Here is a 25,849-nt window from a genome sequence, read left to right on the forward strand (position 1 = left end):
AAAGTAGATTTGTTCAATAGGAAAAAATGGCTGCAATTGTCGCAGCCATTTTAAAATTTAAGTCGTCCAAATCATTGCCGCAATTCCAGCGACGGTTACAGCAGCACAAAGTATTCCAGTGGCAATGCCTAAAATTGGAAACTCATGCCCTTTATGACTTAAGTGCATCCAAATATATAGTTGGAAAAATACTTGCACAATCGCAAGGACGAGAATGAACAAAACAGCAAACGTATTTGGGACTTTATCGCTCCAAATTGCGTAGAATGCGATAATCGTCAAAAGAATCATCATAACAAATGAAATCGTATGTTGCTTTCTTTCTTGTTTGATCTCAAGTTTGCGCTGTAATAATTCAGTCTTGCTAACCTCTGTATGATGGTGTTCAGCCACTCTTAACCCACCTTCCCCATAAGATAAACAACGGTGAAAATGAATACCCATACTACGTCTACAAAGTGCCAGTATAAAGCAAACAAGTAGTACTTAGGCGCATTATAAAGGTTAAGGCCTCTTGACCAGTTTCGCACTAAAAGCGAAATGAGCCATAAACAGCCAAATAATACGTGTCCTCCATGAAAACCGACTAGCGTGTAAAATGAAGAACTGAAAGCACTTTTAGTAAAAGTATGCCCTTCATGCACATATTCATTGAACTCATAAATTTCCAATCCAAGGAAAGCGAGGCCGAGCAGCAACGTAATGAAAAACCAGCCTTGCATGGCACGGATTTTATTTTGTTTCATTGCCAAAATGGCATAGACACTTGTTAAAGAACTTGTTAAAAGGATCATCGTTGCAAGGAATACCGTTGGCAGCTGAAATAATTCCTTTGCAGTCGGCCCGGTTCCGTGCATATGCCGAAGCCCTAAATACGTTCCAAATAATGTGGCAAAAAGTACCGTTTCTCCTCCAAGGAAGAGCCAAAAGCCAACAAACTTATTTTTACCTTCGAGGGTTGCCTTCTCGGGATGTTCCGGAATGTTTGTATCTGTAAAACGTTCGCTCAGATTCATTACGCTTTAACCCCCCTTAAATCGGCTTCCACTTCTTCTTTATGAATATGGAATCCGTGGTCATCGATAACGGAACGTAGAAGCATACAAATTAAGCCAATACCAATACCTACTCCTGCAACGAGCCAATGATGATAAATAAATCCAAAACCAGCAATAAAGAAACCGATGCTCATAATTAACGGCAAGATTGAACCGTTTGGCATATGAATATCTCCAACTGGTTCAGCAGGAGTCATTTCTTTATTACCTGCAGATTTTTCCACCCAGAGGGGATCAAGACCGCGAACGAGCGGCGTTTGTGCAAAGTTATATTCCGGAGTAGGAGTTGGAATTGCCCACTCTAATGTTCTTCCGTCCCAAGGATCTCCAGATGTTACTTTGTACTTAGACGAAATCGAAATTAACATATTAACCGCAAGAACAATAACACCAAGTCCCATCATGAGTGCGCCAATTGTACTTATAAAGTTCATCGTGTCCCAATGTTGTCCTGTCAAGTATGTAAATACACGACGTGGCATACCCAATAATCCTAAGAAATGTTGCGGGAAGAATGTTAAATGGAAACCAATAAAGAATAACCAGAAATTCAAGAATCCTAATTTTTCATTTAATTTACGGTTGAAAATTTTTGGATACCAGTAGTATAGTCCAGAAAATACTCCTAAAACTACTCCACCGACAATGACATAGTGGAAGTGAGCAACGACAAAATATGAATCATGGTATTGATAGTCTGCTGCAGGGATTGCCAGCATAACACCTGTTACCCCACCCATAACGAACGTCGGGATAAAGGATAGTGCCCAAACATTGGCAACTGTAAATTTCATTTTGCCGCCCCACATCGTAAATAGCCAATTGAAGATTTTAATCCCCGTCGGAACGGCAATTGCCATCGTAGCAACGGCAAAGATGGAGTTCGGCACAGCTCCGAGCCCTACGGTAAACATATGGTGAACCCAAACCATGAAGGCAAGGAATCCGATTAAAACGGTTGCAAAAACCATGGAGCTATAGCCAAATAAGCGTTTTTTCGCAAATGTTGAAACTACTTCAGAAATAATTCCGAATACTGGCAAGATCAAAATATACACTTCGGGGTGTCCGAAAATCCAGAAAATGTGTTCCCAAATAATCGCGTTACCGCCATTATCGGCATTAAAGAAGTTTGCATCAAACACACGTTCAAACATTAATTGAAACAAGCCGATTGTAAGCGGCGGGAATGCAAACAAAATTAATAGTGAAGCAACAAATGATGTCCAGGTAAACAATGGCATGCGCATAAATGTCATTCCAGGAGCACGCATATTAATGATTGTAACGAGGAAGTTAATCCCACCCATTAATGTTCCGGCACCTGAAATTTGCAAACCTAAAATATAAAAATCGACTCCATGTCCGGCACTTGTCGTTGATAATGGAGCATAAGCCGTCCAACCAGCATCAGCCGCACCGCCTAAAAACCAGCCGCAGTTAAGCATAATGCCGCCAAATAAAAACATCCAAAAACCTAAAGCATTTAAAAACGGAAACGCAACGTCACGCGCACCAATTTGCAACGGAACGATACAGTTCATAAATCCGATCAAAATCGGCATTGCCGCAAAGAAAATCATTGTTGTACCGTGCATCGTCAACAACTGGTTAAATGTTTCGCCGACAAACATATCATTTTCTGGTTTAATCAGCTGAAGACGCATGAAAAGAGCTTCTATTCCACCGATTAAAAAGAAGAAAAGACCACCAAGCAGGTACATAATACCAATTTTTTTATGATCAACAGTCGTAAGCCAGTCCATCAGCCCACTTCTTTTTTTGTGACTTGCAATAGTAGACACAGGTTTACCCTCCTTTTTAAAGCACGATTACTTCAGCTTCAGACTCATTAAATAGTCAGCAACAGCGTCAATATCTTCATCGCTTAACTTGCCGCCAAATTTCGGCATATTGTTGCCCGGTTTCACTTTTTGCGGATCGTGAATCCATTTCTTTAAATTTTCTTTATTATGGTCAAGAATTCCAGCAATTCGTTCTTTGTCACCGAATCCGGTTAAGTTTGGCGCGGTGTTTCCGCCATCTTTTCCAACGGCATGGCAAGACATGCAGTTTTGCTTAAAGACTTTTTGCCCGGCTGCTGTATCAGCTGTAGATTTGGCCGTTGCACTCTTCATATTCGTTAACCAGTCTTTGTACTCGCTTTCAGAGACGACTTTTACTTTAAAGTCCATTAATGCATGGGAAGCCCCGCATAGCTCGGCGCACTTACCTTTGTAAACTCGTTCTGTTTTGCCAGTTTCAAGCCAGGTGTATGTTTTCGTTCCATCACCGGGGTTCGTGTCCGTTTTACCCGCTAATGAAGGAATCCAGAAAGAATGTAAAACATCTTGAGAAGATAATTCCACATGCACTTTCGTATTTTTCGGAAGTACCAGTTCTTGTGAAGTCACGACACCTTCTTTTGGATATTCGAACTCCCACCAGAATTGATGTGCTGTCACTTTTAAATCAATTTGATTTTTCGGAGCCTTATCCCCTGCACTTGCTTTAAACGTGCCATACACTCCCGGGACGGCAAGAATTATAAGCAAAATAATAGGGATAACCGTCCACGTGATTTCAGCAAGATGATTGCCTTCCACTTGTTTAGGAATGGAATCATCGCCTTTTTTCGCTCTAAATCGGAATAATGCGATAATATAAATTAGAAATACAACTACCAGAACAAGCGTCATTATGGCGATACTTAAAACCATTAATGAGTACTGGTCTTTCGCGACCTGCCCTTGCGGATTAAGCGTTGATATTGTCGGGTCTCCACACCCCATCAGCATAAACGCCATCATGGCAAACAGAGGAACAAGCCGTCCTTTTTGCAGCCATTTTTTCATCACTTCATAAAACCCCACTTTCTCGTTGTAGTTCTCTACAGTATCTATAAACTGACTTATCTGACAAAGAATAAGACTTCTTTATCATGAATCAGTAAATAGCAAATCCATTAAAGACCTTTATGTAAAAAAACAAAGGGTTTTATACAATCCGAAAGTGACCACTTTCGGATTGTATAAAAAATTATATATTGACAAGAATCATAACGACAAATAGGATCGTCAAATAATTCAATGAGTAGACGAACATCATTCTAGCCCATTTAATGTCGTCCTTTGTTTTCATTCCTATTAAACCGAGAGCGAGCCAACCAATCCCTAACAGTGAAGCAATGATAATATAGACTGTTCCGAACGAATAGAGATATAAAGATACAGGAATCAATGCTGCAACATACCAGTTGATTTGTCGTTTGGTCATTTTAAATCCCGCGACAACCGGCAGCATAGGAATTCCCGCTTTGCGATATTCTTCACAGCGTTTCATTGCAAGTGCCAGGAAGTGCGGAGGCTGCCAGAGAAACATGATTAAAAACAAGATCCATGCTTGCATGTCAACTACCGGATCGATTGCGGCCCATCCGATTAGTGGAGGGACGGCCCCGGAAATGCCACCGACTACCGTATTGATAGAGTGTGTACGCTTTAGCCACATCGTATAAACAACGACATAAACAAATAGACCAATTAAGCCAAATACCGCAGCGGTTAAGCTTGTCAGAGCAAGAAGCACGGTTCCTAAAGCTGAACAAATAATTCCGAACCATAAGGCTTGCCGGGAACTTACTCTTCCAGTGACGGTCGGCCTTGACATCGTCCGTTCCATCAGATGATCAATATCGCGATCAATGAAGTTGTTCAAACTGCATCCACCGGCCATTACGAGTCCAGATCCGACAATGGCCAAAATTAATTTCCATATATTATCTAAAAACAACAATTCATTATATCGAATGGCAATAAATGCACCGGCAAAGACAGTAATGAGGTTTGAATTAACAATCCCCATTTTTGCAACCGTAAAAAAGTCCTTCCACGTCCCCGTAGGCTTACTTTCTGATAACGAGGCATGTTCCACGACTGTATTCGCTGCTTCATACGTCGTCTCTGTTTTGCTCATCGTTAACACCCCCTTTAAACAAAAATCAATAGCTATATCTGCCTACTTTTTCAACCATTATAAATGTGTAATTTTATAGACAGATTTGAAAGGTCCTTTAACATTATAAAACAATTTAAGGGCTTTGTATACTTCGACTCTGATTGACATAGACCTATATTATTTGTACTATTCTTGGAGATTTATTACCAGTTTTAAATTTAACAAATTTGTGAAGCTTTCTTTTTCGACAAATTCGATAAATCTATTTCAACTGCATGTTCAAAAAGGAGGACAAACAGGGCCAAGAAGTTCAAGGAAGCGTAGCCTCCGAGCAAGGCAACTACGCTGGGTTGCTTCCATGCAGCCTTGTGCCGAGGAAGCCTTCTACAGAGCAAAGCTCGTAGACGCAGGCACACGGACATCCTCGCCTTAATATGTGAGGAGCTAGAGCCGCGCTGACGCAGAAATTCGCCGGCAATGTTTCCCGGACTTTTTGAACAACCTCTTGTAGTATTTGTATTTACTTGCAAATGATACTCAAAATAAAAAAGCGCGGGGTGCGCTTTTTTATTTTGAGAGTTCTAGCAATAAATCGCCAGGAGAAATGGCTTCTCCGTTCTTCACATGGACTTCTTTTACCACTCCATCAAAAGGCGCTTGAACGGTCGTTTCCATTTTCATAGCTTCTGTAATCATCAGATGATCGCCCTTTGCCACTTTTTCGCCTTTTTCCGCGAGCACTTTTACAACCGTTCCCGGCATTGTTGCTCCGATATGCGACGGATTCGTCGGATCGACCTTACGTTTAGCTTCAACCGCCGTTTTAATGTTTTCATCTTTTACGATGACTTCACGCGGCTGTCCGTTTAATTCAAAATAAATGACTCTTGTTCCATCAACTTGAGGCTCGCCGATCGAAACAAGTTTGACGATCAATGTTTTACCTTGTTCGATTTCTACTTCAATTTCTTCACCGAGCCTCATTCCATAAAAGAATGTTGGTGTATCCAGCACGGAAACATCGCCGAACTTGTTAAACATTTTTTCACGATCCAGGAACACTTTTGGGTATAAAGCATATGAAAGGACGTCATAGCTTGAAATTTTTCGGTTTAGCTTGTGTGATAACGTCTCTTTGATTTCAATAAAATCCGCCGCCTCAAGCAGTTCTCCCGGACGTCGTGTAATCGGCTCACGCCCTTTTAAAACAAGTTGCTGCAGCTCTTTTGGGAATCCTCCATAAGGTTGTCCGATGTACCCCTGGAAAAATTCAATGACAGAATCCGGGAAGTCCAATGTTTCCCCTTTCTCATACACATCATCTTCTGTTAACTGATTCTGCACCATAAAGAGCGCCATATCACCAACGACTTTTGATGATGGAGTCACTTTAACTACATCTCCAAACATATCATTGACCCTGCGGTACATCCGTTTCACTTCGTCCCAGCGATCGCCAAGCCCAACCGCCTTCGCCTGCTGCTGAAGGTTAGAAAGCTGACCGCCCGGCATTTCGTGGACATACACTTCGGGATCCGGAGCTTTCATGGTTGTTTCAAAGCCTTCATAATATTTCCTTACATCTTCCCAATAGTTACTTAAGCTTTGCAGCGCATTGATATCGACATCTGGCTGTCTTTCATTACCGGAGAGGGCATAATAAAGCGAGTTGGCAGATGGCTGTGACGTTTGACCGGCCATTGAGCTGATGGCCACATCGACAATATCAACTCCCGCTTCAATCGCTTTTGCATACGTATAGACACCATTGCCGCTCGTATCATGCGTGTGTAAATGGATAGGAAGATCTACAGCTTCTTTCAATCGGGAAACGAGTTCATATGCCGCTTCAGGCTTTAAAAGCCCGGCCATATCTTTAATGCCTAAAATATCGGCTCCTGCCTCCTCAAGTTCCTTTGCCATGTCGATATAGTAATTTGTCGTATACTTCGTTCTTGACGGATCTAAAATATCTCCCGTATAGCAAATGGAGGCTTCTGCAATTTTTCCGCTTTCGCGAACCGCATTAATCGCCACCTTCATTCCTTCTACCCAGTTGAGGCTGTCAAAAATACGAAACACATCAATTCCAGCTTCCGCCGATTTTTCTACAAATTTTTCAATAACGTTATCAGGATAGTTTTTGTAACCTACAGCGTTCGATGCCCTGAGGAGCATTTGGAAAAGAAGATTCGGCACTTGTTTCCGCAATTTCGTTAAACGCTCCCACGGATCTTCATTTAAAAATCGGTAGGCGACATCAAACGTTGCCCCGCCCCACATTTCAAGCGAGAACATCGATGGCCATAATCTTGCTGTAGGCTCCGCAATGTGCAATAAATCATTCGTTCTCACACGTGTTGCCAATAGCGATTGATGCCCATCCCTGAATGTCGTGTCCGTAAGAAGCACTTTCTCCTGATCTTTAATCCATTGAACTAATCCCGATACTCCACGTTCCTCTAAAATTTGCTTCGTGCCTGTCGGAATTGGCTCAGAATGTTTAATTTTCGGAATTCTCGGTTTATCAAAAGCCGGTTTCTTTACCTTTGTTAAACCGGGGAAGCCGTTGACTGTCGTTGAACCAATATACGAGAGCATTTTCGTGCCGCGGTCTTTGCTTTCAGGGAATACAAAAAGCTCTGGCGTTGTATCAATAAATGACGTATTGTAATTGCCTGATAAAAATTGCTCATGAGTGACTACATTTTCCAAAAATGCAATATTTGTTTTGATTCCTCGAATACGGAACTCTCTTAAATTACGATGCATTTTCGCCGCTGCGTGTTCAAATGAAAGTGCCTGAGTCGATAATTTAACTAATAATGAGTCATAGTATGGGGTGATAACCGCTCCCTGGAAACCGTTGCCTGCATCAAGCCTTACGCCAAATCCTCCGCTTGAGCGATACGCCATGATCTTTCCTGTATCTGGCATAAAATTGTTGCTCGGGTCTTCTGTCGTAATCCGGCATTGAATGGCATAACCGGTACAATGGATATCTTCTTGCTTTGGAATGGCAATTTTCGGACCATGTAAAGAATGCCCTTCAGCAATTAAAATTTGCGATTGCACAATGTCAATTCCAGTCACCATTTCCGTAATTGTGTGCTCGACTTGAACCCGAGGATTGACTTCAATAAAATAATAGTCTCCCTCTTCCGTTACAAGAAACTCAACTGTTCCCGCATTCAAATAATTTACATTTTTCATTAATTGAACAGCTGACTGACATATTTCTAAACGCAATTCTTCCGAAAGGGAAACGCTTGGAGCGACTTCAACCACTTTTTGGTGGCGGCGTTGAACGGAGCAATCCCTCTCGAATAAATGAACGATATTTCCTGACTTATCGGCGATAATTTGAACTTCGATATGTTTCGGTCTCTCGACAAATTTTTCAACATACACTTCATCATGGCCAAATGCCGATTTCGCTTCTGATTTCGCCCTGTTGTAGCTTTCTGCAAGCGAATTATCGCTTCTTACGATACGCATCCCACGGCCGCCGCCGCCAAGCGATGCTTTAATAATGATCGGATAGCCATGCTGGCGGGCAAAATCCCGCACTTCCTCAAGGCTTTTCACCGGCCCTTCGGAGCCCGGAATAACGGGGAGCCCCGCTTTGATCGCTTGTTCTCTTGCCTGTACTTTATCGCCAAACATCATTAAATGCTCAACTTCTGGTCCAATAAAAATAATTCCTTCTTCCCGGCAGCGTGAAGCAAATGCCGTATTTTCGGATAAAAACCCATAGCCAGGATGAATGGCGTCAACATCGTTTGCTTTTGCAATTTCAATAATCCCTTCAATGTCTAAATAAGCATCGATTGGTTTTTTTCCCTCACCCACGAGGTAAGCCTCATCCGCCTTATAGCGATGATAGGAACCCGAGTCTTCTTTAGAATAAATAGCGACAGTTCGGATATTTAATTCTGTACAGGCTCGGAAAATACGAATAGCAATTTCTCCGCGATTTGCAACTAGAATTTTTTTAATTGGCTGAAGCGTCATATTTGGTTCCTCTCCTTTTGTATGTTTTGGCTTTATTTATCTATCTATTATTAAAGTTTAACATTTTTAGAGGAGTAAAGTAACTGAAAATTTCCGCCATTCATTATTTTGCCTTTGTCACTAAATACGGCTTTTGGATCGCCGGGGATTCAAGCCTGTCTTTTTTCCGTTTATGGTTGACATAGCATGAAATGTTGATCAAAATGCCGACAGAAAGCAATGATAGGATAAGCGAAGAACCTCCGTAAGAAATAAACGGCAATGTAACGCCTGTGATCGGAAGCAATCCGGAAGCGGCTCCTAAATTGACAACGGTTTGAATACCGATCATGCCAGAAATCCCGAACGCAAGCAAACTTCCATAGATGTCTTTACAGCGGATTCCAATAATAAACCCTTTAATGACGATAAATGCTAACAGGCTTATTACGAATAAAACTCCCCAAAAGCCTAATTCTTCAGCAACTACAGCGATAATGAAATCGGTATGAGGCTCAGGCAAATACCCATATTTTTGAATGCCTTCGCCAAGGCCCTTTCCATTTATGCCGCCTGATGCCATTGCGACATATGACTGAATGAGCTGATAGCCCCATTTGCTCTTATGTTCAAACGGATGATAGGCACCCGCAAAGCGCATCTTCTGATTATTCGATAAAAACTGGCTTCCTAATAACATCATTCCAAGCGTAAAGGCCAACAACAATAAAATGTGCCTTTTTCGAAGGCCTGAACATAAAACAATGATGCCCGTAATTCCAGCGAGAATCAGGGCCGTGCCTAAATCAGGCTGTAAATAAATAAGGATGAACACGACGGCAAAAATAATTAACGGCGGAACTACACTTGTCCCAAAATGGTCTAGCCGGTCCTGTTTTTTTGAGAATATGGCGGATAAGTAAATAATCATGCCAAGCTTTACGAATTCAGACGGTTGAACACCTAAAAGCCCGAATTTAAGCCAGCTCTGGGCATTATTCGAAACTTTCCCGAATAAAAATACCGACCCTAGAACAATTATGGATCCAAAAACGATAAATTTCAGCCATCCTTTATAGATGTGAAAGGGCACAATCATCGTCACCAGGCAACAAATAAGCCCGACAATAAAAAAAATAAGCTGCTTCATAAAAAAGTAGTCGCTCGAGACGCCGTACCTTATTAATCCGTAAATGCTACTCGCACTATATACCATGATCAGCCCGAATCCGCATACCGTTAAAATGGCCACGATCAAACTGTAATCATAGTATTTAAACATTTTTTTAATCATAGGAACATTCCTTTGTGTCAAATTTCATGTATGTACGTAGTATAAATTTAAAATATTTGCGTGGCGCTTACAAGTAAAAACACATAAATGTAATGAAAATAAAAAAACCCAAGCCGCTTCAAAACGGCTTGAGTTATCGTGCTACTTTTTTATCGATGCTTCATGAAGCGCGGACAATTTTCGCTCTAATGATTCCAGCAATTCTTTACCGGCCTCTTCGTCCACTAATTTTAAGCGTACTGCAAAATCTATTTCTCGGGATAAACCGAACATTTGCGTATCAAGTACTTCCTCATAGAGGGGACATTGCGGCATCGTTAAATTTTCCATTTGTACTTCGATGAGTTTCAAGATTTTTTCAGCATCTGCTTTTAGCAATTCGTAAGCTTTTTCGCTATGTCCTGTTGCCATCTCAGGTGACAATTTCATCCCTCCGTTCTCCCCCTAACTATTCTACTTTTAAATATAGCCTTTTAATGTTAAAAAATCAACATTTTACGGCGTACGCCAATTTTATGGTATGATGTTTTAGAGGTGATACATATGAGTTCCATTCTAATGATCAAAGGCAATGTAAAATATACCATTACTTTAGATCCAGGCTTATGGATATTTGATGATAGAAAGATTGACATGGACACCGTTTTTTTAAACGGAAGAAAGCTAGACGATAGTGACGAAAAATATTTAAAAGATGTTTCTAGCCACTGGGACCGGGAAATTAAAGAAGGGGCACGATTGCCTGAAAATAATGAGAATAAACAACCGAAAACGTACCTAAAGGAAACGCTATTAACCGGTTCATTCGGGATTCCTTTCGCGCCTTTTTTAAAAAATGCTGAACCGCTAGCCGGAGCAAAATATGTTGTTTTAGAAACAGAAGGGTCTTCTATTGAAGTTCCGCTCGATGAAGCAATGGAAGCAATTCTTGCATTTTCAAAAGAAGGAAAGCCGTTAAAAGAAGATGGTCCGGTTCATTTTTATTATGGCGACGGCAGGAATAAAGACAACCCGATAAAAAATATTAAAGGGTTCATTGTAAAGTAACACTCGATTTTCCATCGAGTGTTACTTTTTTCGTTAAAAAAATTTTAAATTTAAAGCAAATCTGCCGCCAGCTGGGCTAACGTAGAACGCTCTCCTTTTTCAAGGCGAACATGTCCACTTATTCCTTGATGCTTGAATTTCTCAACGACGTATGTTAAGCCGTTGGTAAATTCGTCTAAATAAGGATGGTCAATTTGATGAGGGTCTCCGAGCAGAATGATTTTGCTGCCTTCCCCAACCCTTGTTAAAATGGTTTTCACTTCATGCTTCGTGAGATTTTGCGCTTCATCAATGATGATGAACTGTTCAGGCAAACTTCTGCCGCGAATATATGTTAACGCTTCAACATGGATCGAGCCAATCCCTGCTAAAATTTTTTCTAATTCCCCTTGTTTTTTCGTATTAAATAAATACTCCAGATTATCATAAATCGGCTGCATCCATGGCTTTAGTTTTTCTTCCTTTTCCCCGGGCAAATAGCCGATATCTTTTCCTACAGGGACGATCGGGCGGGCGATAAACAATTTAATGTAGTTTTTTAAATCTTCTGTTTGCATGAGTCCTGCAGCCAGGGTTAACAATGTTTTCCCTGTTCCGGCTTTCCCAATTAAAGTGACAAGCTGGATGTCTTTTGCCAGAAGCAGTTCCATCGCCATTTTTTGTTGGACGTTTCGTGGCCGGATCCCCCATACAGGATCAGAATCAAACAAAAGCGGCTTTACTTTTTTCCCGGTCGCATCCACTTTCCCGAGAGCTGAAACGGAACTTCTGTACAAATCTTTCATGATCACGAATTGGTGCGGACAAAAAGAATGATTAACAAGTTCAATCGTTTGCAGTTCCTGCTTTTCAAAAAATTTATTGAGAACTTCACTGTTCACATAAATTTCCTTATATCCCGAATAGGTCTGATCATCACGTTCAACAACCCGGTCGCTTAAAAAATCTTCCGCCTGTATTCCTAACGCATCAGCTTTGACACGCACGAGCACATCCTTGCTGACGAGAATGACTTCTTTTCCCTGTTCTTTGCTTTTTTCTTCATTTAACAAATTTAATGAAACCGCAAGAATTCGATTATCATTAGTATGTTCCACAAATACTTCCTGAAGACGATGAAACGATTTATGATTTAATTCCACACGCAAGATGCCTCCATTATCGAGCGGGATCTTTTCATGCAATTTTCCTTTATGCCGTAATTTATCAATCAAACGTGAAATTTCGCGTGCGTTTCTCCCCACTTCATCCATATACCTTTTTTTTGAATCCACTTCTTCCAATACAACCGCCGGAATAATGACTTCATTTTGAGCAAAGGAAAAAATGGAATAAGGATCTTGTAATAAGACATTTGTATCCAGGACATATATTTTACTCAAAATACATCCTCCTGACTTCTAGTTTTATCCTTCTTTTTCGCATCAAATCGGATATACGGACTAACTCTATAGTTCATAGTATGAATACTTGAATAAAGATAGAAGAATTCACAAAAAATAACCGAAAAGATTTGCTCTATGAAAGGATGAATTTCGTTGAATACATTTCGCATTTGTGCAGCCGCCGCCATTATCTCTCTTCTGGTTGGCTGCAATACGAATAAAGGGGCAGAACAACAGAACTATGCAGGTAAAGTGCACGTTAAACAAAGCGTCAATTATGAACGAAACCAATCGCCAAAAACATCACCGCAAGTTTCAAAACATCTCGTTCAGCTAGTTTCAGGAATTCCGGGCGTGAATGATGCAACAGCGATCGTTCTCGGAAGGTATGCCGTGGTCGGTATCGATGTTGATAAAAATTTTGATAAATCGAGAGTCGGTTCCATTAAATATACGGTAGCGGAAGCATTAAAGAAAGATCCGTATGGAGCAAATGCCGTTGTCACTGCGGATCCGGATACTGTCCAAAGGTTAAAAAACATGGGACGCGACATTCAAAAAGGACGGCCTGTGAGCGGAATTACAAAAGAGCTTGCCGAAATTATCGGGCGGCTTATGCCACAAGTCCCTCCTGATCTTATGGCGCCGAATCCTTCACCAACAAGAACGAATGACAAACAACTGTCAGGCAAAGACGATAAACAATTGAAAAAGATTCAAAAGGAAAATGAAAAAAGAAAATGATTTAAAAACTCCTGGGAGAACCTCAGGAGTTTTTAAGTGGTGCCCGTTAGATGAAAAATGGTATAATTCATTTAGAAAGAGGTGGTTAAAATGCGTGTAAAATGCGTACTTTGCGACACCATTCATACACTTGATGACCTTAGCGCAATTGCTAAAAAGCTGCGCAATCGACCCATTCATACGTACATGTGCGATCCATGCCATGAAAGAATCACAAATAAAACGAACGATCGAAAAGCGACTGGAAACTTTATATTATACCGTTCTCCGGCAAAAGAAAATGAATGGTAATAAGAAAGCACAAACACCCGCTTATACTTCTTATTTGAAAAAACCGAAGCATGTTAACCCATGCTTCGGTTTTTTGCTTTCTTGCTTTGATAAAGCCGCACTTTGTAGATGATCAGAATTAACGCTGCGACAATTAGTCCTTCCGCAACTGGAAGACCAATTCCGAACAATGTTAAAGGAAAGCAGCCGATTACCAAAAACGTGTAAATGACTGCTGACTTTAATATGGGCAGCTTTTTTGCAAATCCTAGCTTATAAACAATAATCGATAAAATCGTAATGACGATATATAGGAGAAAAAAACCTTGCACCGGATGTTGATCAATTCCTAAAAGAAGCGCAATCGGTGATGAATCCTGGCCAGACGCTTCCATTATTTTTTTACTATCCATCCTTTGACACCTCCACGTTGGAAGAACGAATTGCTAATGTAAATTCGTTTATTGTTGCTTTGCGAGTTTTTTCTTTTTCTCTACCCTTTCCCGTTCGCCTTTATCGAGAATTTTTTTACGGAGACGAATGCTTTCAGGCGTTACTTCGCAATATTCATCGTCATTTAAATACTCTAGCGCTTCCTCTAATGTCATGATTCTCGGTTTTTTCATTGTAACGGTCGTATCTTTTGTAGCGGAACGCATATTTGTCATTTGCTTTGCTTTTGTAATGTTGACGGTAATATCATTTTCACGGGTATGTTCCCCAACGATCATTCCTTCATAAACCTCCGTACCTGGCTCAACGAAAATAGTACCTCGATCTTCGACGTTAATAATGCCGTATTGAGTTGCTTTACCGTTTTCCATCGAGACAAGCACCCCTTGCCTGCGTCCGCCGACATTTCCGGCAATAAATGGCTGATAGCTGTCAAAGGAATGGTTCAAAATCCCGTATCCCCGTGTTTGAGTTAAAAATTCCGTCGTATAGCCAATCAATCCGCGGGCAGGAACCATGAATTCAAGCCGGACCTGTCCGGAACCATTATTAATCATATTCAACATTTCGCCTTTTCTCTCGCCGAGCGATTCCATAATTGCCCCTGTATATTCTTCCGGGATGTCAATTTGCACACGCTCAACTGGCTCACAGCGGACCCCATCAATTTCGCGAACGATGACTTCCGGTTTCGATACTTGAAGCTCATACCCTTCACGGCGCATATTCTCAATTAAGATGGATAGATGAAGCTCACCGCGCCCTGAGACGATCCACGCATCCGGCGAATCCGTATTTTCCACACGAAGCGATACATCCGTCTCTAATTGAGCTCTTAAACGCTCTTCAATTTTACGGGCCGTAATATATTTTCCTTCTCTGCCCGCAAATGGCGAATTGTTTACTAAAAATGTCATTTTCAAAGTCGGCTCATCAATACGAAGAACAGGAAGAGCCTCTTCTTCATTTTCCGGACAAACCGTTTCACCAACGTTAATTTCTTCCATTCCCGAAACCGCTACTAAATCGCCTGCTTTCGCTTCGTTTACTTCAATTCTCTTAAGGCCAAGGAAACCAAAAATTTTCGTCACGCGAAATTTCTTTATACTTCCGTCAAGCTTCATTAAGGAAACGGCCTGGCCAACCTTCATCGTCCCTCTAAAGACACGCCCGATCCCGATACGGCCTAAATAATCATTGTAATCGAGCAATGCGACCTGGAATTGAAGCGGCTCTTCGCTGTTATCAACAGGTGCCGGAATATGATCAATGATCGCATTAAATAAAGCGGTCATATCCTCATCCTGCTTTTCCGGATCCAGGCTTGCTGTTCCTTTAATCGCCGAAGCAAATACGACCGGAAATTCAAGCTGGTCTTCATCTGCTCCTAAATCAATGAATAAATCAATCACTTCATCAACGACTTCAAGCGGACGGGCAAACTCGCGGTCGATTTTATTAACGACAACGATTGGCGTTAATTTTTGTTCCAATGCTTTTTTTAGCACGAAGCGCGTTTGCGGCATGCAGCCTTCATAGGCATCAACAACAAGCAATACCCCGTCAACCATCTTCATAATCCTTTCGACTTCTCCGCCAAAGTCGGCATGTCCCGGTGTATCCATAATGTTAATGCGTTTATCCTTATAATTAATGGCTGTATTCTTTGCCAGAATCGTAATTCCACGTTCTTTTTCAAGATCGTTAGAATCCATTGCACGTTCATGCACATTTTCATTCGTACGGAACGTGCCGGACTGATGCAAAAGTTTGTCCACGAGCGTTGTTTTTCCATGGTCAACGTGGGCGATAATCGCGATGTTTCTAATGTCTTCTCGACGTTTCAACGTAATCTCTCCTTAAAGATCTATATCAATGAGATCATTTTTATCTTGAATTATTTACAACTGTTCTATTATAGCACAAATGAAATATCTTTTTCTTTTTTTCACAAAATCATTTACAATAAACATGAAGATTGGAGGGTTAACTTTGAAATTTACGAACGTTATATTTTTTCTAATCGCCATGTTAGCCGCTTTGTCGATTGCTTCCATTGGCGTTGCGCTTGCAGAAAAAAGCTGGCTCATCGGAATTCTCGCGGTTATAGGCGTCATCGTATTCATGGGCTTAGGCTTCACGTTAAAAAAGCGGCTTAGAGAAGCCGGCAAAATATAAGAAAAGCGAAAGCGCCCGAATTGCACCTAACTACGTCGACGTCCTGTGGACAACGGTGCAATCCTCGCCGTCCTGGCTTGCCCGACAGCTGCTTGCGCTTGCGCCTCACCCTCAATGTCTCTTCCTCTACAAGAGAAGCTCCGAAGCCTGCTGTGTCGAGACAACTCGAAGCTTATTCGTGAAGTAGATGCTCGTGGCTGTTGCCGCTACAGGGGAGGTGAAGCGACTCGAGGGGCTGGGCGTACGCTCGCCACCTATTCCTTAATATTCTCCTATGTAAAAATTCTTCGCTGATCGTTCCTATCAGCGAAGAATTTCTTTTAAAATGGATTCATGGAGTCCCGGTTTGGCGGCGAATATGCTATTTTTGTCTAAAACATTAATTTCATCTCCTGAGGCAGTCGTTACGATCCCGCCGACTTCATCGATTAATATGATTCCTGCGGCAAAATCCCATGGGGAAAGGCGCATCGTTATGTAAGCATCCAGCCTGCCGCATGCAACATACGCGAGCTCCAAAGCCGCTGACCCATAAGATCTTGTTCCACGGGCATTTTTGACGATTGGAATAAGACGATGATGATCGATCCTCGTATTCGGTCTCACCCATGTTGCGTTAATGCCTATTACCGCTTCATTCAAACTCGTATTTTCAAGGGCTGGCAACTTTTTCTCGTTCAAATAAGCTCCCTTTCCTTTCATGCAATGAAACAGTTCGCCTCTGACAACATCATAAATGAACCCAACTTTCCCTTCGCCGTTTTCATAAATCCCAACTGAAATCGCAAAATTGAATTGTTGATTGACAAAGTTTGTCGTCCCATCAATCGGATCAACTATCCAGACGACTCCATCGGCATTTGTCACTTCATCACCAAAGCCTTCTTCACCGAGTATTTTATGCTCTGGAAATGTTTCATTAATTTTGCCGATAAAAAACTTTTCAACCTTTTTATCCATATCGGTCACAAGGTCTGAAAAATTCGATTTATATGTAATTGTACGTTTTTCAGTGAACGATTGTTTTAACAGTTCGCCCGCCTCAAAAATCCACTTTTCAGCACATTCATAAATGGTTTGCCATGTAGAAACATTCAATCTTATCAGCTCCATTACTTCAATCTTTTTTATTATTATAGCGCACACTTATTCAATCACAAAAAAACGAACCCTCCATTTTAGGGTCGGCTCGTTTTTATTATCCTGAATCCGGCCTGATCATGCCTCTAATCTCACTAATTCCTGGCGCAATTTTTCGAGTTTCCGTTTAGAGTCATTAATTTGCTTTTGGTCTTTTGCTTTCATTGCATCAAACAATGTTGATAATTCATAGTCAATTTCAAGTTTCAATACAGGAATTCTCCGCTCAGCATCATTCTTTTTTAATGTTTGAATCACTTGTTTCATTGTTACACTTCCCTTCCCTATCGTTTTTATGAAAATTTTTTAGTGTCGTTTTAAAAATCCTTCACTCTATCATATGGCGTTTTATCTCGTCTGTAACCGACAAATGCTCAATCTTTTCGATACGAAAAAATCAATTTTGAGTTTTTAGATGTACAAAATGGTATGATAAACTACATGGAGAATATCGTCAGTAAGGAGGAATGAATGATGTCGATTCATGCAGCATTTTCTAAGGAAGATTTTGACGTATTCAAGGTAGATGGATTAGAGGCTCGGATGGAAAAAATAAAATCTAACATCTGGCCAAAACTCGAGGAACTCGGGAATTATTTTGCGCCCATTTTATCTGCCCGGACCGGGGAAGAAATGTTTTTTCATGTCGCCAAACATGCAAGACGAAAAGTGAATCCGCCTAACGATACGTGGGTTGCTTTTTCAAGTAATTCTCGTGGTTACAAAATGCTCCCCCATTTCCAAATCGGACTCTTCGAAACCCATATGTTCGTCTGGTTTGCGATTATTTATGAGTGCCCAATAAAAGAACAATTTGGAGCTCTAATGGAAAAAAGAATAGAGGAAATTGTAAGGACGATTCCAGACGAGTTCGTTTGGTCAGGCGATCATACGAAACCGATAGCATATCCTCATCAAGAAATCAAAACAAACAAATTAGAAGAAATGATTGATCGACTTAAAACGGTAAAAAAAGCTGAATTACTATGCGGTATTCATCTTTCTCGGGAAGATGTTATACATATGAGTGCAGAAGAATTAGCTGCGAAAATTGATTCAACCTTTGAAACACTCTTACCTCTCTACCTTTTAAAAAAACAAGCTTACGTGGCAAATTGACGGCAGGAAGGGGAGATTTTTTCTCCGCTTCTTACCATCATTATATTGGGGTTAAATAAAATGGTATAGGTAAGTATCTAATATTTTCAAAAGATTCCTTTCCATTTTGCCTGTATTTGTTTAGCTTCTTCAATCATTCGATTGACTAATTCTTCAACAGAAGGAATGTCGTGGATTCTTCCGATCACCTGGCCAGCCCAGCCAAAACCTTCTTTTTTTAACCCTTCGTAAATTAACTTTTTATTTCGCTCTCCACTAATGAAGTCTTTTAAATGTTCATATGTAGGTCGGGTTTCTTCTTCTTGAAGAATTTTATCGGTCCAAGTGTTCGATATCGCTCGTGCGGGTGCACCTATTTTTCGTTTGATAACAACCGTATCCGTTTCAGCTCCGTTAACGATCATCTCTTTATAAATAGGATGGGCGTGTTCACATTCTTTCGTTGCAATAAATCGTGTCCCCATTTCAATTCCTTCCGCTCCAAGGGCTATCGCCGCCATCAATCCCCTGCCATCGCCAATTCCACCGGAGGCGATGACCGGAATGGAAACGCTGTCAACAACTTGTGGAATTAACACAAACGTGCCGGTATCCTCTTTTCCAATATGGCCCCCGCCTTCCTGGCCAACAACCATTACGCTATCTGCTCCAAGTTGTTCAGCCTTTTGCGCCTGTCTTCTTGAGGCGACAAGCACTAATTTTTTCGTATTGACTCCTTGCAGCATGTCAAAAATCGGCGCAGGATTTCCTCCTGTCATGCTGATCACTGGCACTTCTTCCTGGATGGCCACTTCAAGCATATGTTCAAATGGTCTCCCATGTTGTCCAATCGCAAAGTTAACACCAAACGGCTTATCCGTTAGCGCTTTAACCTTTTTAATTTCTTCCCTTAATTCTTCCGGCGACTGAAGTGACATGGCCGTAATTTGCCCTAATCCTCCTGCATTTGAAACCGCAGACGCTAATTTCGAATAAGCAAGATAAGCAAGCCCGCCTTGAATAATCGGATATTGAATTCCCAAAAGTTTGGTTACCCTCGTTTTCACCAAATCTCCACCCTCTCCATTAAAATAATCCTTACATATTAGAATGAATTTTGATATACTTTTCATGTTTTATGTATAATAAAACAATTATGATTATGTTTATTATAGATGAGGTGCAGAATATTGTCACAACATGAAACTCCATTGTTTACCGGTTTAAAAAAACATGCCGGACGAAATCCGATACAATTTCATATCCCCGGCCATAAAAAAGGTGCCGGCATGGATCCGGAATTCCGCGAATTTATCGGAGACAATGCTTTATCCATCGATTTAATTAACATCGCGCCTTTGGATGACCTTCATTCGCCAAAAGGAATGATTGATGAAGCGCAAAAACTTGCGGCTGAAGCGTTTGGTGCGGATTATACATTTTTCTCCGTTCAAGGCACGAGCGGTGCGATCATGACGATGATTCTATCTGTTTGTTCACCTGGGGATAAAATTATCGTGCCGCGAAATGTGCACAAATCGATTATGACAGCGATCGTTTTCTCTGGGGCAACACCGATTTTTATCCACCCGGAAGTGGACAACGAACTCGGCATATCGCACGGAATTACACCAGAAAGCGTAAGGAAGGCATTAAAGCAAAACCCAGATGCGAAAGCCGTGCTTGTCATTAACCCGACCTACTTTGGCATTTGTGCCAATTTAAAAGAAATTGTAGAGATTAGCCATTCATACTCGATCCCTGTTCTTGTTGATGAGGCACATGGCGTATTAATTCATTTCCATGATGAACTTCCGCTTTCTGCCATGCAAGCCGGAGCGGATATGGCAGCGACAAGCGTCCATAAATTAGGCGGTTCATTAACTGGAAGTTCGATCTTAAATGTAAAAGAAGGGCTTGTATCAAAAGACCGCGTTCAAACGATTCTTAGCATGCTGACAACGACATCTACATCGTATTTATTGCTCGCTTCACTTGATGTAGCACGAAAACGATTGGCAACGGAAGGGCATGATTTAGCCGAGAAAACGATTAGGCTGGCTAATGAAACAAGGGCGAAAATCAATGAAATTCCACATCTTTATTGTGTTGGAAAAGAAATATTAGGAACGGGCGCAACATATGATATGGATCCATCGAAGCTTTTAATCTCTGTTAAAGAACTTGGCATAACGGGGTATGATGCTGAAGTATGGCTGCGCGAACATTACAACATTGAAGTCGAATTATCTGATCTTTACAATATTCTCTGCTTAATTACGACCGGCGATCACGAGAAAAATACGCATATCCTGGTTACCGCTCTTCGGGAACTATCCAGCTTTTACAGTAACGAGGAAATCGAAAGCGTCTCTCAGGCTCTTCCCGTCCATGTGCCGAATATTCCGGCACTTGCCATGTCGCCACGAGATGCCTTTTATGCGGATACAGAGAGTATTCCTTTTGCAGAATCGGTAGGGCGAATTATCGCTGAGTTTGTAATGGTCTATCCTCCCGGAATCCCTATTTTCATTCCCGGCGAGATCATTACAAAAGATAATCTGGACTACATCCAGGAAAATGTCGAGGCTGGCCTTCCCGTTCAAGGGCCCGAGGACTCAAGCTTAAAAATGATAAAGGTCATTAAAGAGCACGTCGCTATTAAATAGATGAACTCGTTTTAGGAATCGACAATTGGTCGATTCCTGTTACGGTTCTTTAACAAAAATGAGCTCCGGAATTTCCGGAGCTTATTTCTTAATTTCATTTTCAGTGCAGTGCGGGCACTCTTTTGCATATAATGTTGTTACTTTCTCATCTTCAAAATGTTCGATCGTACAATCACATACCTGGCAAATGATAACTCCCATGTTATACATCTCCCTCCCAATTGTAAACGCTTTATTTATCGTATTTCTATAATATTATGTCACAATTGGAATGTCAATACCGAATTTGTATAACACATTTAAAATTCATATGAACATAATTTAATCGTATTGCTCCACGGTCGGAACAAACGGTATGGTCTCTTCAAAAAATAATGCCAGGTCTTCCGCTTCTTTTATTGAATTGATGTTAAACACATTTTTCAAATAGTCATAGTTATTAATGTCATTTAAGTCAAGCAATGTCGATCTGCCAGTTTGCATGCAAATGACAAGAGGTTTTCCAAAAAACATATTCGTATGGACGATTCCAAAGTCATAGCGAACATGCTCTGTCGTAAAGCCAACAAACCGCACGTTAATGGTTTCTTGCTCATCATAAAGTTTTTCAAACATTTCCATCCCTCCTTATGATCCAATATTTTCACGCAGCGGGCTGAAACGTTTACATGATATAACAACTATATTCATTGCCTGGTGATTTATAACAGTTCATTGATACTATTTCATTCCCTTTATTCGGCTTTTTAAAACCATATTGTCATAATATTTTAAAAAATGGTACACTATTTATACTATCCTGCAGAATGGAGTGATGAACAATTGGCAAACAATGCCTACATTAAATTAGTTCCGGCTTCAGCCAAACAATCTATCACACTACAAGAAGTAAAAGATTTACTCCTGTACTATAAAGACATCACGTCAAAAACCGGAGATCAATTAGCATGGAAGTATGAAGAAGCCTCTTTTCCATATACGATAGAAGAAAAACGAGAAGCAAACTCTCGCTGGTTTTATTTAAAAGGGACGGATCCACGCCAATATAAATACATTATGATTGGCATCGATGAAGAGGCATCCGAAGAAAATAGCGAGGAACAAACGATGTACATACAAGTAACGGTCCCTGATGGAGCAACACATGGGGATAAAGGAAAGGCGAACGAATTTTGTAAATTCCTGGCGAAAAAACTTTCAGCTGAACTTCATTTATTTAATGGACGAATCATGTACTATTACAAAAGGAAATAGCGGTTCAAAACGCTTTTGCAAGTATAAACTTTTGCAAAGGCGTTTTTTCATAATTGTTAAGGTTTTGAATATGAATAAATAACAAATTAGATGTTTAACTGCATGGTGAAACGGGTAATGTTAATATGTTGCCGAAAAAGGGTTACTACTATTAGTACTAGGGGTGAAACATATGGAACCGAAACTTATTGTGAAAAATGTCACTAAAATTTTTGGCAAATCTCAAAAAGCGGCACTAAAGCTTCTTGAGTCGGGGCTTTCCAAGAAAGAAATTTTAAAACAAACCGGGGCTACGGTTGGAGTAAATCACGCCTCGCTGGAAGTCTATCCGGGCGAAATTTTCGTCGTCATGGGCTTATCCGGAAGCGGAAAATCTACATTGATTCGAATGTTGAACCGGTTAATTAATCCAACTTCCGGTGAAATTTTAATTGATCGAGAAAACATCGTCCAAATGGGGCCAAAAGAGTTGCGGGAAGTACGCCGAAAAAAAATTAGCATGGTTTTTCAACATTTTGCTCTCTTTCCGCATAAAACCGTTCTTGAAAATACGGAATACGGACTGGAGATTCAAAAGATTCCTTCTGAAGAACGTAAAGAAAAAGCGTTAAAGGCGCTTGAAGTGGTTGGATTAAAAGGTTACGAGAATCAGCTTCCATCCCAGCTTAGCGGAGGGATGCAGCAAAGAGTTGGACTTGCCAGAGCGCTTGCAAGCGATACGGATATATTATTGATGGATGAAGCATTCAGTGCCCTTGACCCATTAATCCGTAAAGAAATGCAAGATGAGCTCTTGGAAATTCAAGAGTCGATGAAAAAGACGATCATCTTCATTACACATGACCTGGATGAAGCACTTCGCATAGGAGATCGGATTGCTTTAATGAAAGATGGCACTGTTATTCAAATTGGGACGCCGGAAGAAATAATGGTTAATCCGGCAAATGAGTATGTAGAACGCTTTGTGGAAGATGTGGACCTTTCAAAAGTATTAACTGCCTCCCACGTATTAAAACGCGCCGAAAAAATCTCCCCTGATCGCGGCCCGAGAGTGGCTCTCCAAATTATGAAAGATCAAGGATACTCCAGTATTTTCATTGTCGATCGCAAGAAAAAACTGCTAGGTGCGATTACTGCGGATGATGCTTCTATGGCGGTAAAAGAAAATAAATCGATTGAAGATGTGATGAAACGGGACATCGTGACTGTACATGAGGATACGTTATTAATCGACTTACTAGATGCCCTGGCAACTTCTTCTCTCCCACTTGCTGTCGTGGATGGAGAAAACCGTCTGAAAGGGGTCATCATTCGTGGCGCCGTCATCGGAGCGCTTGCAGGAAATAAAGATGCATTAAATGTAAACAACGAGAAGGAGGCATAATTGTTTTGAGTATTCCTAAACTACCTTTAGCCCATTGGGTGGATATCATTGTTGAATGGATTACCCAACATCTGGGTGCTTTCTTCGACGGCATATCTGCTATTATTGGGACATTATTAGATATCATTATGACCGTTTTAGGCTACGGCCCGCCAATTATTCTTATTTTATTATTGACGCTGCTAGCACTTTATACGAGCAGGTGGGGTGTCGCGATCTTTACGTTTATTGGCTTATTGCTTGTCGACAATCTCGGGCTTTGGGATGCGACGATAAAAACATTGGCATTAGTAATTGCATCTGTCGTTATTACAATTGTGATCGGGATCCCGATCGGGATATGGAGTTCCCAAAATGACAAAGTTCGAAAGGCCATCACTCCAATATTGGATTTTATGCAAACAATGCCAGCATTCGTATACCTTATTCCAGCCATTCTTTTCTTTGGCATCGGTGTTGTTCCTGGCATATTAGCTTCCGTCATTTTCGCCATACCGCCAACAATAAGGCTTACGAATCTTGGTATACGAGAAGTTCCAAAAGACCTGATTGAAGCAACAGAGGCATTTGGCTCCACCACTTCTCAAAAACTGTTTAAAGTTCAACTGCCGCTTGCCGCTCCGACAATTTTAGCGGGTATTAACCAGAGCATCATGCTGGCATTATCAATGGTAGTTTTCGCATCGCTAGTCGGCGCGCCTGGACTCGGAGCTGAAGTTTATCGGGCAGTTACGCAAATCAAAGTAGGCGAAGGATTCGAAGCCGGGCTTGCCATTGTTATTATCGCAATTATTTTAGACCGTATATCCCAAAATTTCATCAAGCCACAATTTGACAAAACCATTCAAAAGAAATGGATTTATGGCGCATTTACAATTGTCTTTCTTGTCGCTTGTATTTTTGCCGCGATTGGCCAGGCCAGACCCGATCTAAAGGGCGCAGGAAATGTAGGAAGCCAGGTAAATTATGAAATTACAGGGATTGATCCTGGCGCAGGCCTAATGAAAGCAACCGAAAAAGCAATGAAAGATTATCAGCTTAAAAAGTGGACGTTAAAAGAAGGCTCTGCTGCCGCCATGACAGCACAATTAAAGAAAGCTTATGAAAAAAAACAACCGATTATCGTTACAGGATGGACCCCGCATTGGATGTTCAGCAAATATAAGTTAAAATATTTAGATGATCCAAAAGGCTCTTTTGGCAAAGGTGAAGCGATCCACACAATGGTTCGAAAAGGGCTGAAAGAAGATAATCCCGGGGCTTATCAAATTTTAGATCAATTTTATTGGAAACCGTCCGATATGGAAGAAGTCATGCTTGATATCGAAAATGGCGCTAAACCTGAAGATGCTGCTAAAAAATGGATAAAACAGCATGCCGATAAAGTGAGCCAATGGACAAAAGGAGCGCCTAAAGGAAATGGCAAAAAGGTTTCACTCGTATATGTCGCATGGGAATCTGAAATTGCCAGTACAAACGTCATCGGCGCGGTGTTAAAACAAGAAGGCTATAATGTTTCGCTTAAACAAGTGGAAGCAGGCCCAATGTTTGCCGGTGTGGCGGACGGCAGCGCGGACGGAATGGTTGCAGCATGGCTGCCGACAACGCATAAAGATTATTATAATAAATATAAAGGCAAGTTAGTGGACCTTGGTCCAAATCTTAAAGGCACAAAACTTGGATTAACCGTGCCAAAATATATGAAGATCAACTCCATTGAGGATTTAAAAAAATAAGTTATAAAACCTGCCGGGTAACCCCGGCAGGTTTTATATATAGAGGCAAAAGCTCATGACATAATATACAAGTGTACTGATAATCGTTGTCTGGAGGGCGAATTTCTTTTCTTTGAATAAGGAGTACGTCAACAAATAAGTGAAATAAGCAAACAGGAATAGCAATACGATCTCGAAAAGCCTGCGATC

Annotated in this window: 25 protein-coding genes; 9 read left to right on the forward strand and 16 right to left on the reverse strand. The window is 41.0% G+C overall.

Going from position 1 to position 25,849, the window contains the following annotated elements:
- Window positions 1-57: 57 nt before the first annotated feature.
- From H538_RS0101195 to H538_RS0101230, 8 genes are all read right to left on the reverse strand, one after another.
- A complete protein-coding gene (locus tag H538_RS0101195; RefSeq protein WP_026675999.1) occupies window positions 58-393 on the reverse strand; it encodes a cytochrome C oxidase subunit IV family protein in 336 nt (111 codons plus the stop codon).
- A gap of 2 nt (window positions 394-395) precedes the next feature.
- Window positions 396-1,016 (reverse strand): cytochrome c oxidase subunit 3, encoded by a 621-nt coding sequence (locus H538_RS0101200; RefSeq protein WP_026676000.1) that lies wholly within the window; start codon window positions 1,014-1,016, stop codon window positions 396-398.
- Window positions 1,016-2,863 (reverse strand): cytochrome c oxidase subunit I, encoded by a 1,848-nt coding sequence (gene ctaD / locus H538_RS0101205; protein WP_026676001.1) that lies wholly within the window; start codon window positions 2,861-2,863, stop codon window positions 1,016-1,018. Before ctaD ends, H538_RS0101200 begins: the two co-directional genes overlap by 1 nt.
- A gap of 27 nt (window positions 2,864-2,890) precedes the next feature.
- Window positions 2,891-3,913 (reverse strand): cytochrome c oxidase subunit II, encoded by a 1,023-nt coding sequence (coxB, locus tag H538_RS0101210; protein ID WP_026676002.1) that lies wholly within the window; start codon window positions 3,911-3,913, stop codon window positions 2,891-2,893.
- Between the two features lie 184 nt (window positions 3,914-4,097).
- On the reverse strand, window positions 4,098-5,033 hold the full coding sequence (cyoE, locus tag H538_RS0101215) for a heme o synthase (RefSeq protein WP_026676003.1): 936 nt from the start codon (window positions 5,031-5,033) through the stop codon (window positions 4,098-4,100).
- A gap of 549 nt (window positions 5,034-5,582) precedes the next feature.
- Window positions 5,583-9,029, reverse strand: a complete 3,447-nt coding sequence (gene pyc / locus H538_RS0101220; RefSeq protein ID WP_026676004.1) for a pyruvate carboxylase — start codon at window positions 9,027-9,029, stop codon at window positions 5,583-5,585.
- Between the two features lie 103 nt (window positions 9,030-9,132).
- Window positions 9,133-10,302: an FtsW/RodA/SpoVE family cell cycle protein gene (locus H538_RS0101225; RefSeq protein ID WP_026676005.1), complete on the reverse strand. Its 1,170-nt coding sequence runs from the start codon at window positions 10,300-10,302 to the stop codon at window positions 9,133-9,135.
- A 141-nt stretch (window positions 10,303-10,443) separates the two neighbouring features.
- A complete protein-coding gene (locus H538_RS0101230) occupies window positions 10,444-10,725 on the reverse strand; it encodes an Fpa/YlaN family protein (RefSeq protein WP_026676006.1) in 282 nt (93 codons plus the stop codon).
- Window positions 10,726-10,845: 120 nt separating this feature from the next.
- Between H538_RS0101230 and H538_RS0101235 the strand changes: the two genes are divergently transcribed.
- Window positions 10,846-11,349: a hypothetical protein gene (locus H538_RS0101235; RefSeq protein WP_026676007.1), complete on the forward strand. Its 504-nt coding sequence runs from the start codon at window positions 10,846-10,848 to the stop codon at window positions 11,347-11,349.
- A gap of 50 nt (window positions 11,350-11,399) precedes the next feature.
- Here H538_RS0101235 and H538_RS0101240 read toward each other — a convergent pair whose 3' ends face one another.
- Window positions 11,400-12,734, reverse strand: coding sequence for a PhoH family protein (locus H538_RS0101240; protein ID WP_154657876.1), 1,335 nt, complete (start codon window positions 12,732-12,734; stop codon window positions 11,400-11,402).
- A gap of 153 nt (window positions 12,735-12,887) precedes the next feature.
- Between H538_RS0101240 and H538_RS0101245 the strand changes: the two genes are divergently transcribed.
- Both H538_RS0101245 and H538_RS0101250 read left to right on the forward strand, forming a co-directional pair.
- On the forward strand, window positions 12,888-13,478 hold the full coding sequence (locus tag H538_RS0101245; protein WP_026676009.1) for a YhcN/YlaJ family sporulation lipoprotein: 591 nt from the start codon (window positions 12,888-12,890) through the stop codon (window positions 13,476-13,478).
- Between the two features lie 90 nt (window positions 13,479-13,568).
- Window positions 13,569-13,769 (forward strand): YlaI family protein, encoded by a 201-nt coding sequence (locus tag H538_RS0101250; RefSeq protein ID WP_026676010.1) that lies wholly within the window; start codon window positions 13,569-13,571, stop codon window positions 13,767-13,769.
- A gap of 53 nt (window positions 13,770-13,822) precedes the next feature.
- On the opposite strand, the gene H538_RS0101255 is transcribed toward H538_RS0101250, so the two are convergent.
- Both H538_RS0101255 and typA read right to left on the reverse strand, forming a co-directional pair.
- A complete protein-coding gene (locus tag H538_RS0101255; protein WP_026676011.1) occupies window positions 13,823-14,143 on the reverse strand; it encodes a YlaH-like family protein in 321 nt (106 codons plus the stop codon).
- Between the two features lie 66 nt (window positions 14,144-14,209).
- Window positions 14,210-16,048, reverse strand: a complete 1,839-nt coding sequence (gene typA / locus H538_RS0101260; protein ID WP_026676012.1) for a translational GTPase TypA — start codon at window positions 16,046-16,048, stop codon at window positions 14,210-14,212.
- Window positions 16,049-16,193: 145 nt separating this feature from the next.
- On the opposite strand from typA, the gene H538_RS0101265 reads away from it, so the two are divergent.
- The gene (locus H538_RS0101265) at window positions 16,194-16,379 is read left to right on the forward strand and encodes a DUF5325 family protein (protein WP_026676013.1); all 186 of its coding nucleotides are present in this window, start codon (window positions 16,194-16,196) and stop codon (window positions 16,377-16,379) included.
- A gap of 303 nt (window positions 16,380-16,682) precedes the next feature.
- On the opposite strand, the gene H538_RS0101270 is transcribed toward H538_RS0101265, so the two are convergent.
- Window positions 16,683-17,477, reverse strand: coding sequence for an inositol monophosphatase family protein (locus H538_RS0101270; protein WP_026676014.1), 795 nt, complete (start codon window positions 17,475-17,477; stop codon window positions 16,683-16,685).
- Between the two features lie 120 nt (window positions 17,478-17,597).
- On the reverse strand, window positions 17,598-17,786 hold the full coding sequence (locus H538_RS0101275) for a hypothetical protein (RefSeq protein WP_026676015.1): 189 nt from the start codon (window positions 17,784-17,786) through the stop codon (window positions 17,598-17,600).
- 204 nt (window positions 17,787-17,990) lie between these two features.
- Here H538_RS0101275 and H538_RS0101280 point away from each other — a divergent pair, with 204 nt between their 5' ends.
- The gene (locus tag H538_RS0101280; RefSeq protein ID WP_245595175.1) at window positions 17,991-18,638 is read left to right on the forward strand and encodes a YktB family protein; all 648 of its coding nucleotides are present in this window, start codon (window positions 17,991-17,993) and stop codon (window positions 18,636-18,638) included.
- An 86-nt stretch (window positions 18,639-18,724) separates the two neighbouring features.
- On the opposite strand, the gene H538_RS0101285 is transcribed toward H538_RS0101280, so the two are convergent.
- Complete coding sequence (locus tag H538_RS0101285; RefSeq protein WP_035349734.1) at window positions 18,725-19,687, reverse strand: NAD(P)H-dependent flavin oxidoreductase; 963 nt, start codon at window positions 19,685-19,687, stop codon at window positions 18,725-18,727.
- Between the two features lie 120 nt (window positions 19,688-19,807).
- On the opposite strand from H538_RS0101285, the gene H538_RS0101290 reads away from it, so the two are divergent.
- On the forward strand, window positions 19,808-21,286 hold the full coding sequence (locus tag H538_RS0101290; RefSeq protein WP_026676018.1) for an aminotransferase class I/II-fold pyridoxal phosphate-dependent enzyme: 1,479 nt from the start codon (window positions 19,808-19,810) through the stop codon (window positions 21,284-21,286).
- A gap of 81 nt (window positions 21,287-21,367) precedes the next feature.
- Here H538_RS0101290 and H538_RS25320 read toward each other — a convergent pair whose 3' ends face one another.
- Both H538_RS25320 and H538_RS0101300 read right to left on the reverse strand, forming a co-directional pair.
- Window positions 21,368-21,487, reverse strand: a complete 120-nt coding sequence (locus H538_RS25320) for a GapA-binding peptide SR1P (protein WP_081412537.1) — start codon at window positions 21,485-21,487, stop codon at window positions 21,368-21,370.
- Window positions 21,488-21,607: 120 nt separating this feature from the next.
- Entirely contained in the window at window positions 21,608-21,907 is a 300-nt protein-coding gene (locus H538_RS0101300; RefSeq protein WP_026676019.1) for a DUF3055 domain-containing protein, read from the reverse strand.
- 201 nt (window positions 21,908-22,108) lie between these two features.
- On the opposite strand from H538_RS0101300, the gene H538_RS0101305 reads away from it, so the two are divergent.
- The 3 genes from H538_RS0101305 to H538_RS26910 all read left to right on the forward strand — a co-directional run bounded on the left by H538_RS0101305 (window position 22,109) and on the right by H538_RS26910 (window position 25,660).
- A complete protein-coding gene (locus H538_RS0101305) occupies window positions 22,109-22,540 on the forward strand; it encodes a DUF1885 family protein (RefSeq protein WP_026676020.1) in 432 nt (143 codons plus the stop codon).
- A gap of 172 nt (window positions 22,541-22,712) precedes the next feature.
- Window positions 22,713-23,924 carry a quaternary amine ABC transporter ATP-binding protein gene (locus H538_RS0101310; RefSeq protein WP_026676021.1) on the forward strand — a complete coding sequence of 404 codons (1,212 nt, stop codon included), beginning with the start codon at window positions 22,713-22,715 and terminating at the stop codon, window positions 23,922-23,924.
- 5 nt (window positions 23,925-23,929) lie between these two features.
- Window positions 23,930-25,660 carry a glycine betaine ABC transporter substrate-binding protein gene (locus tag H538_RS26910; RefSeq protein ID WP_026676022.1) on the forward strand — a complete coding sequence of 577 codons (1,731 nt, stop codon included), beginning with the start codon at window positions 23,930-23,932 and terminating at the stop codon, window positions 25,658-25,660.
- Window positions 25,661-25,849: the final 189 nt, after the last annotated feature.

This window comes from Fictibacillus gelatini DSM 15865 (genome assembly GCF_000430745.1).
Lineage (GTDB): Bacteria > Bacillota > Bacilli > Bacillales > Fictibacillaceae > Fictibacillus_A > Fictibacillus_A gelatini.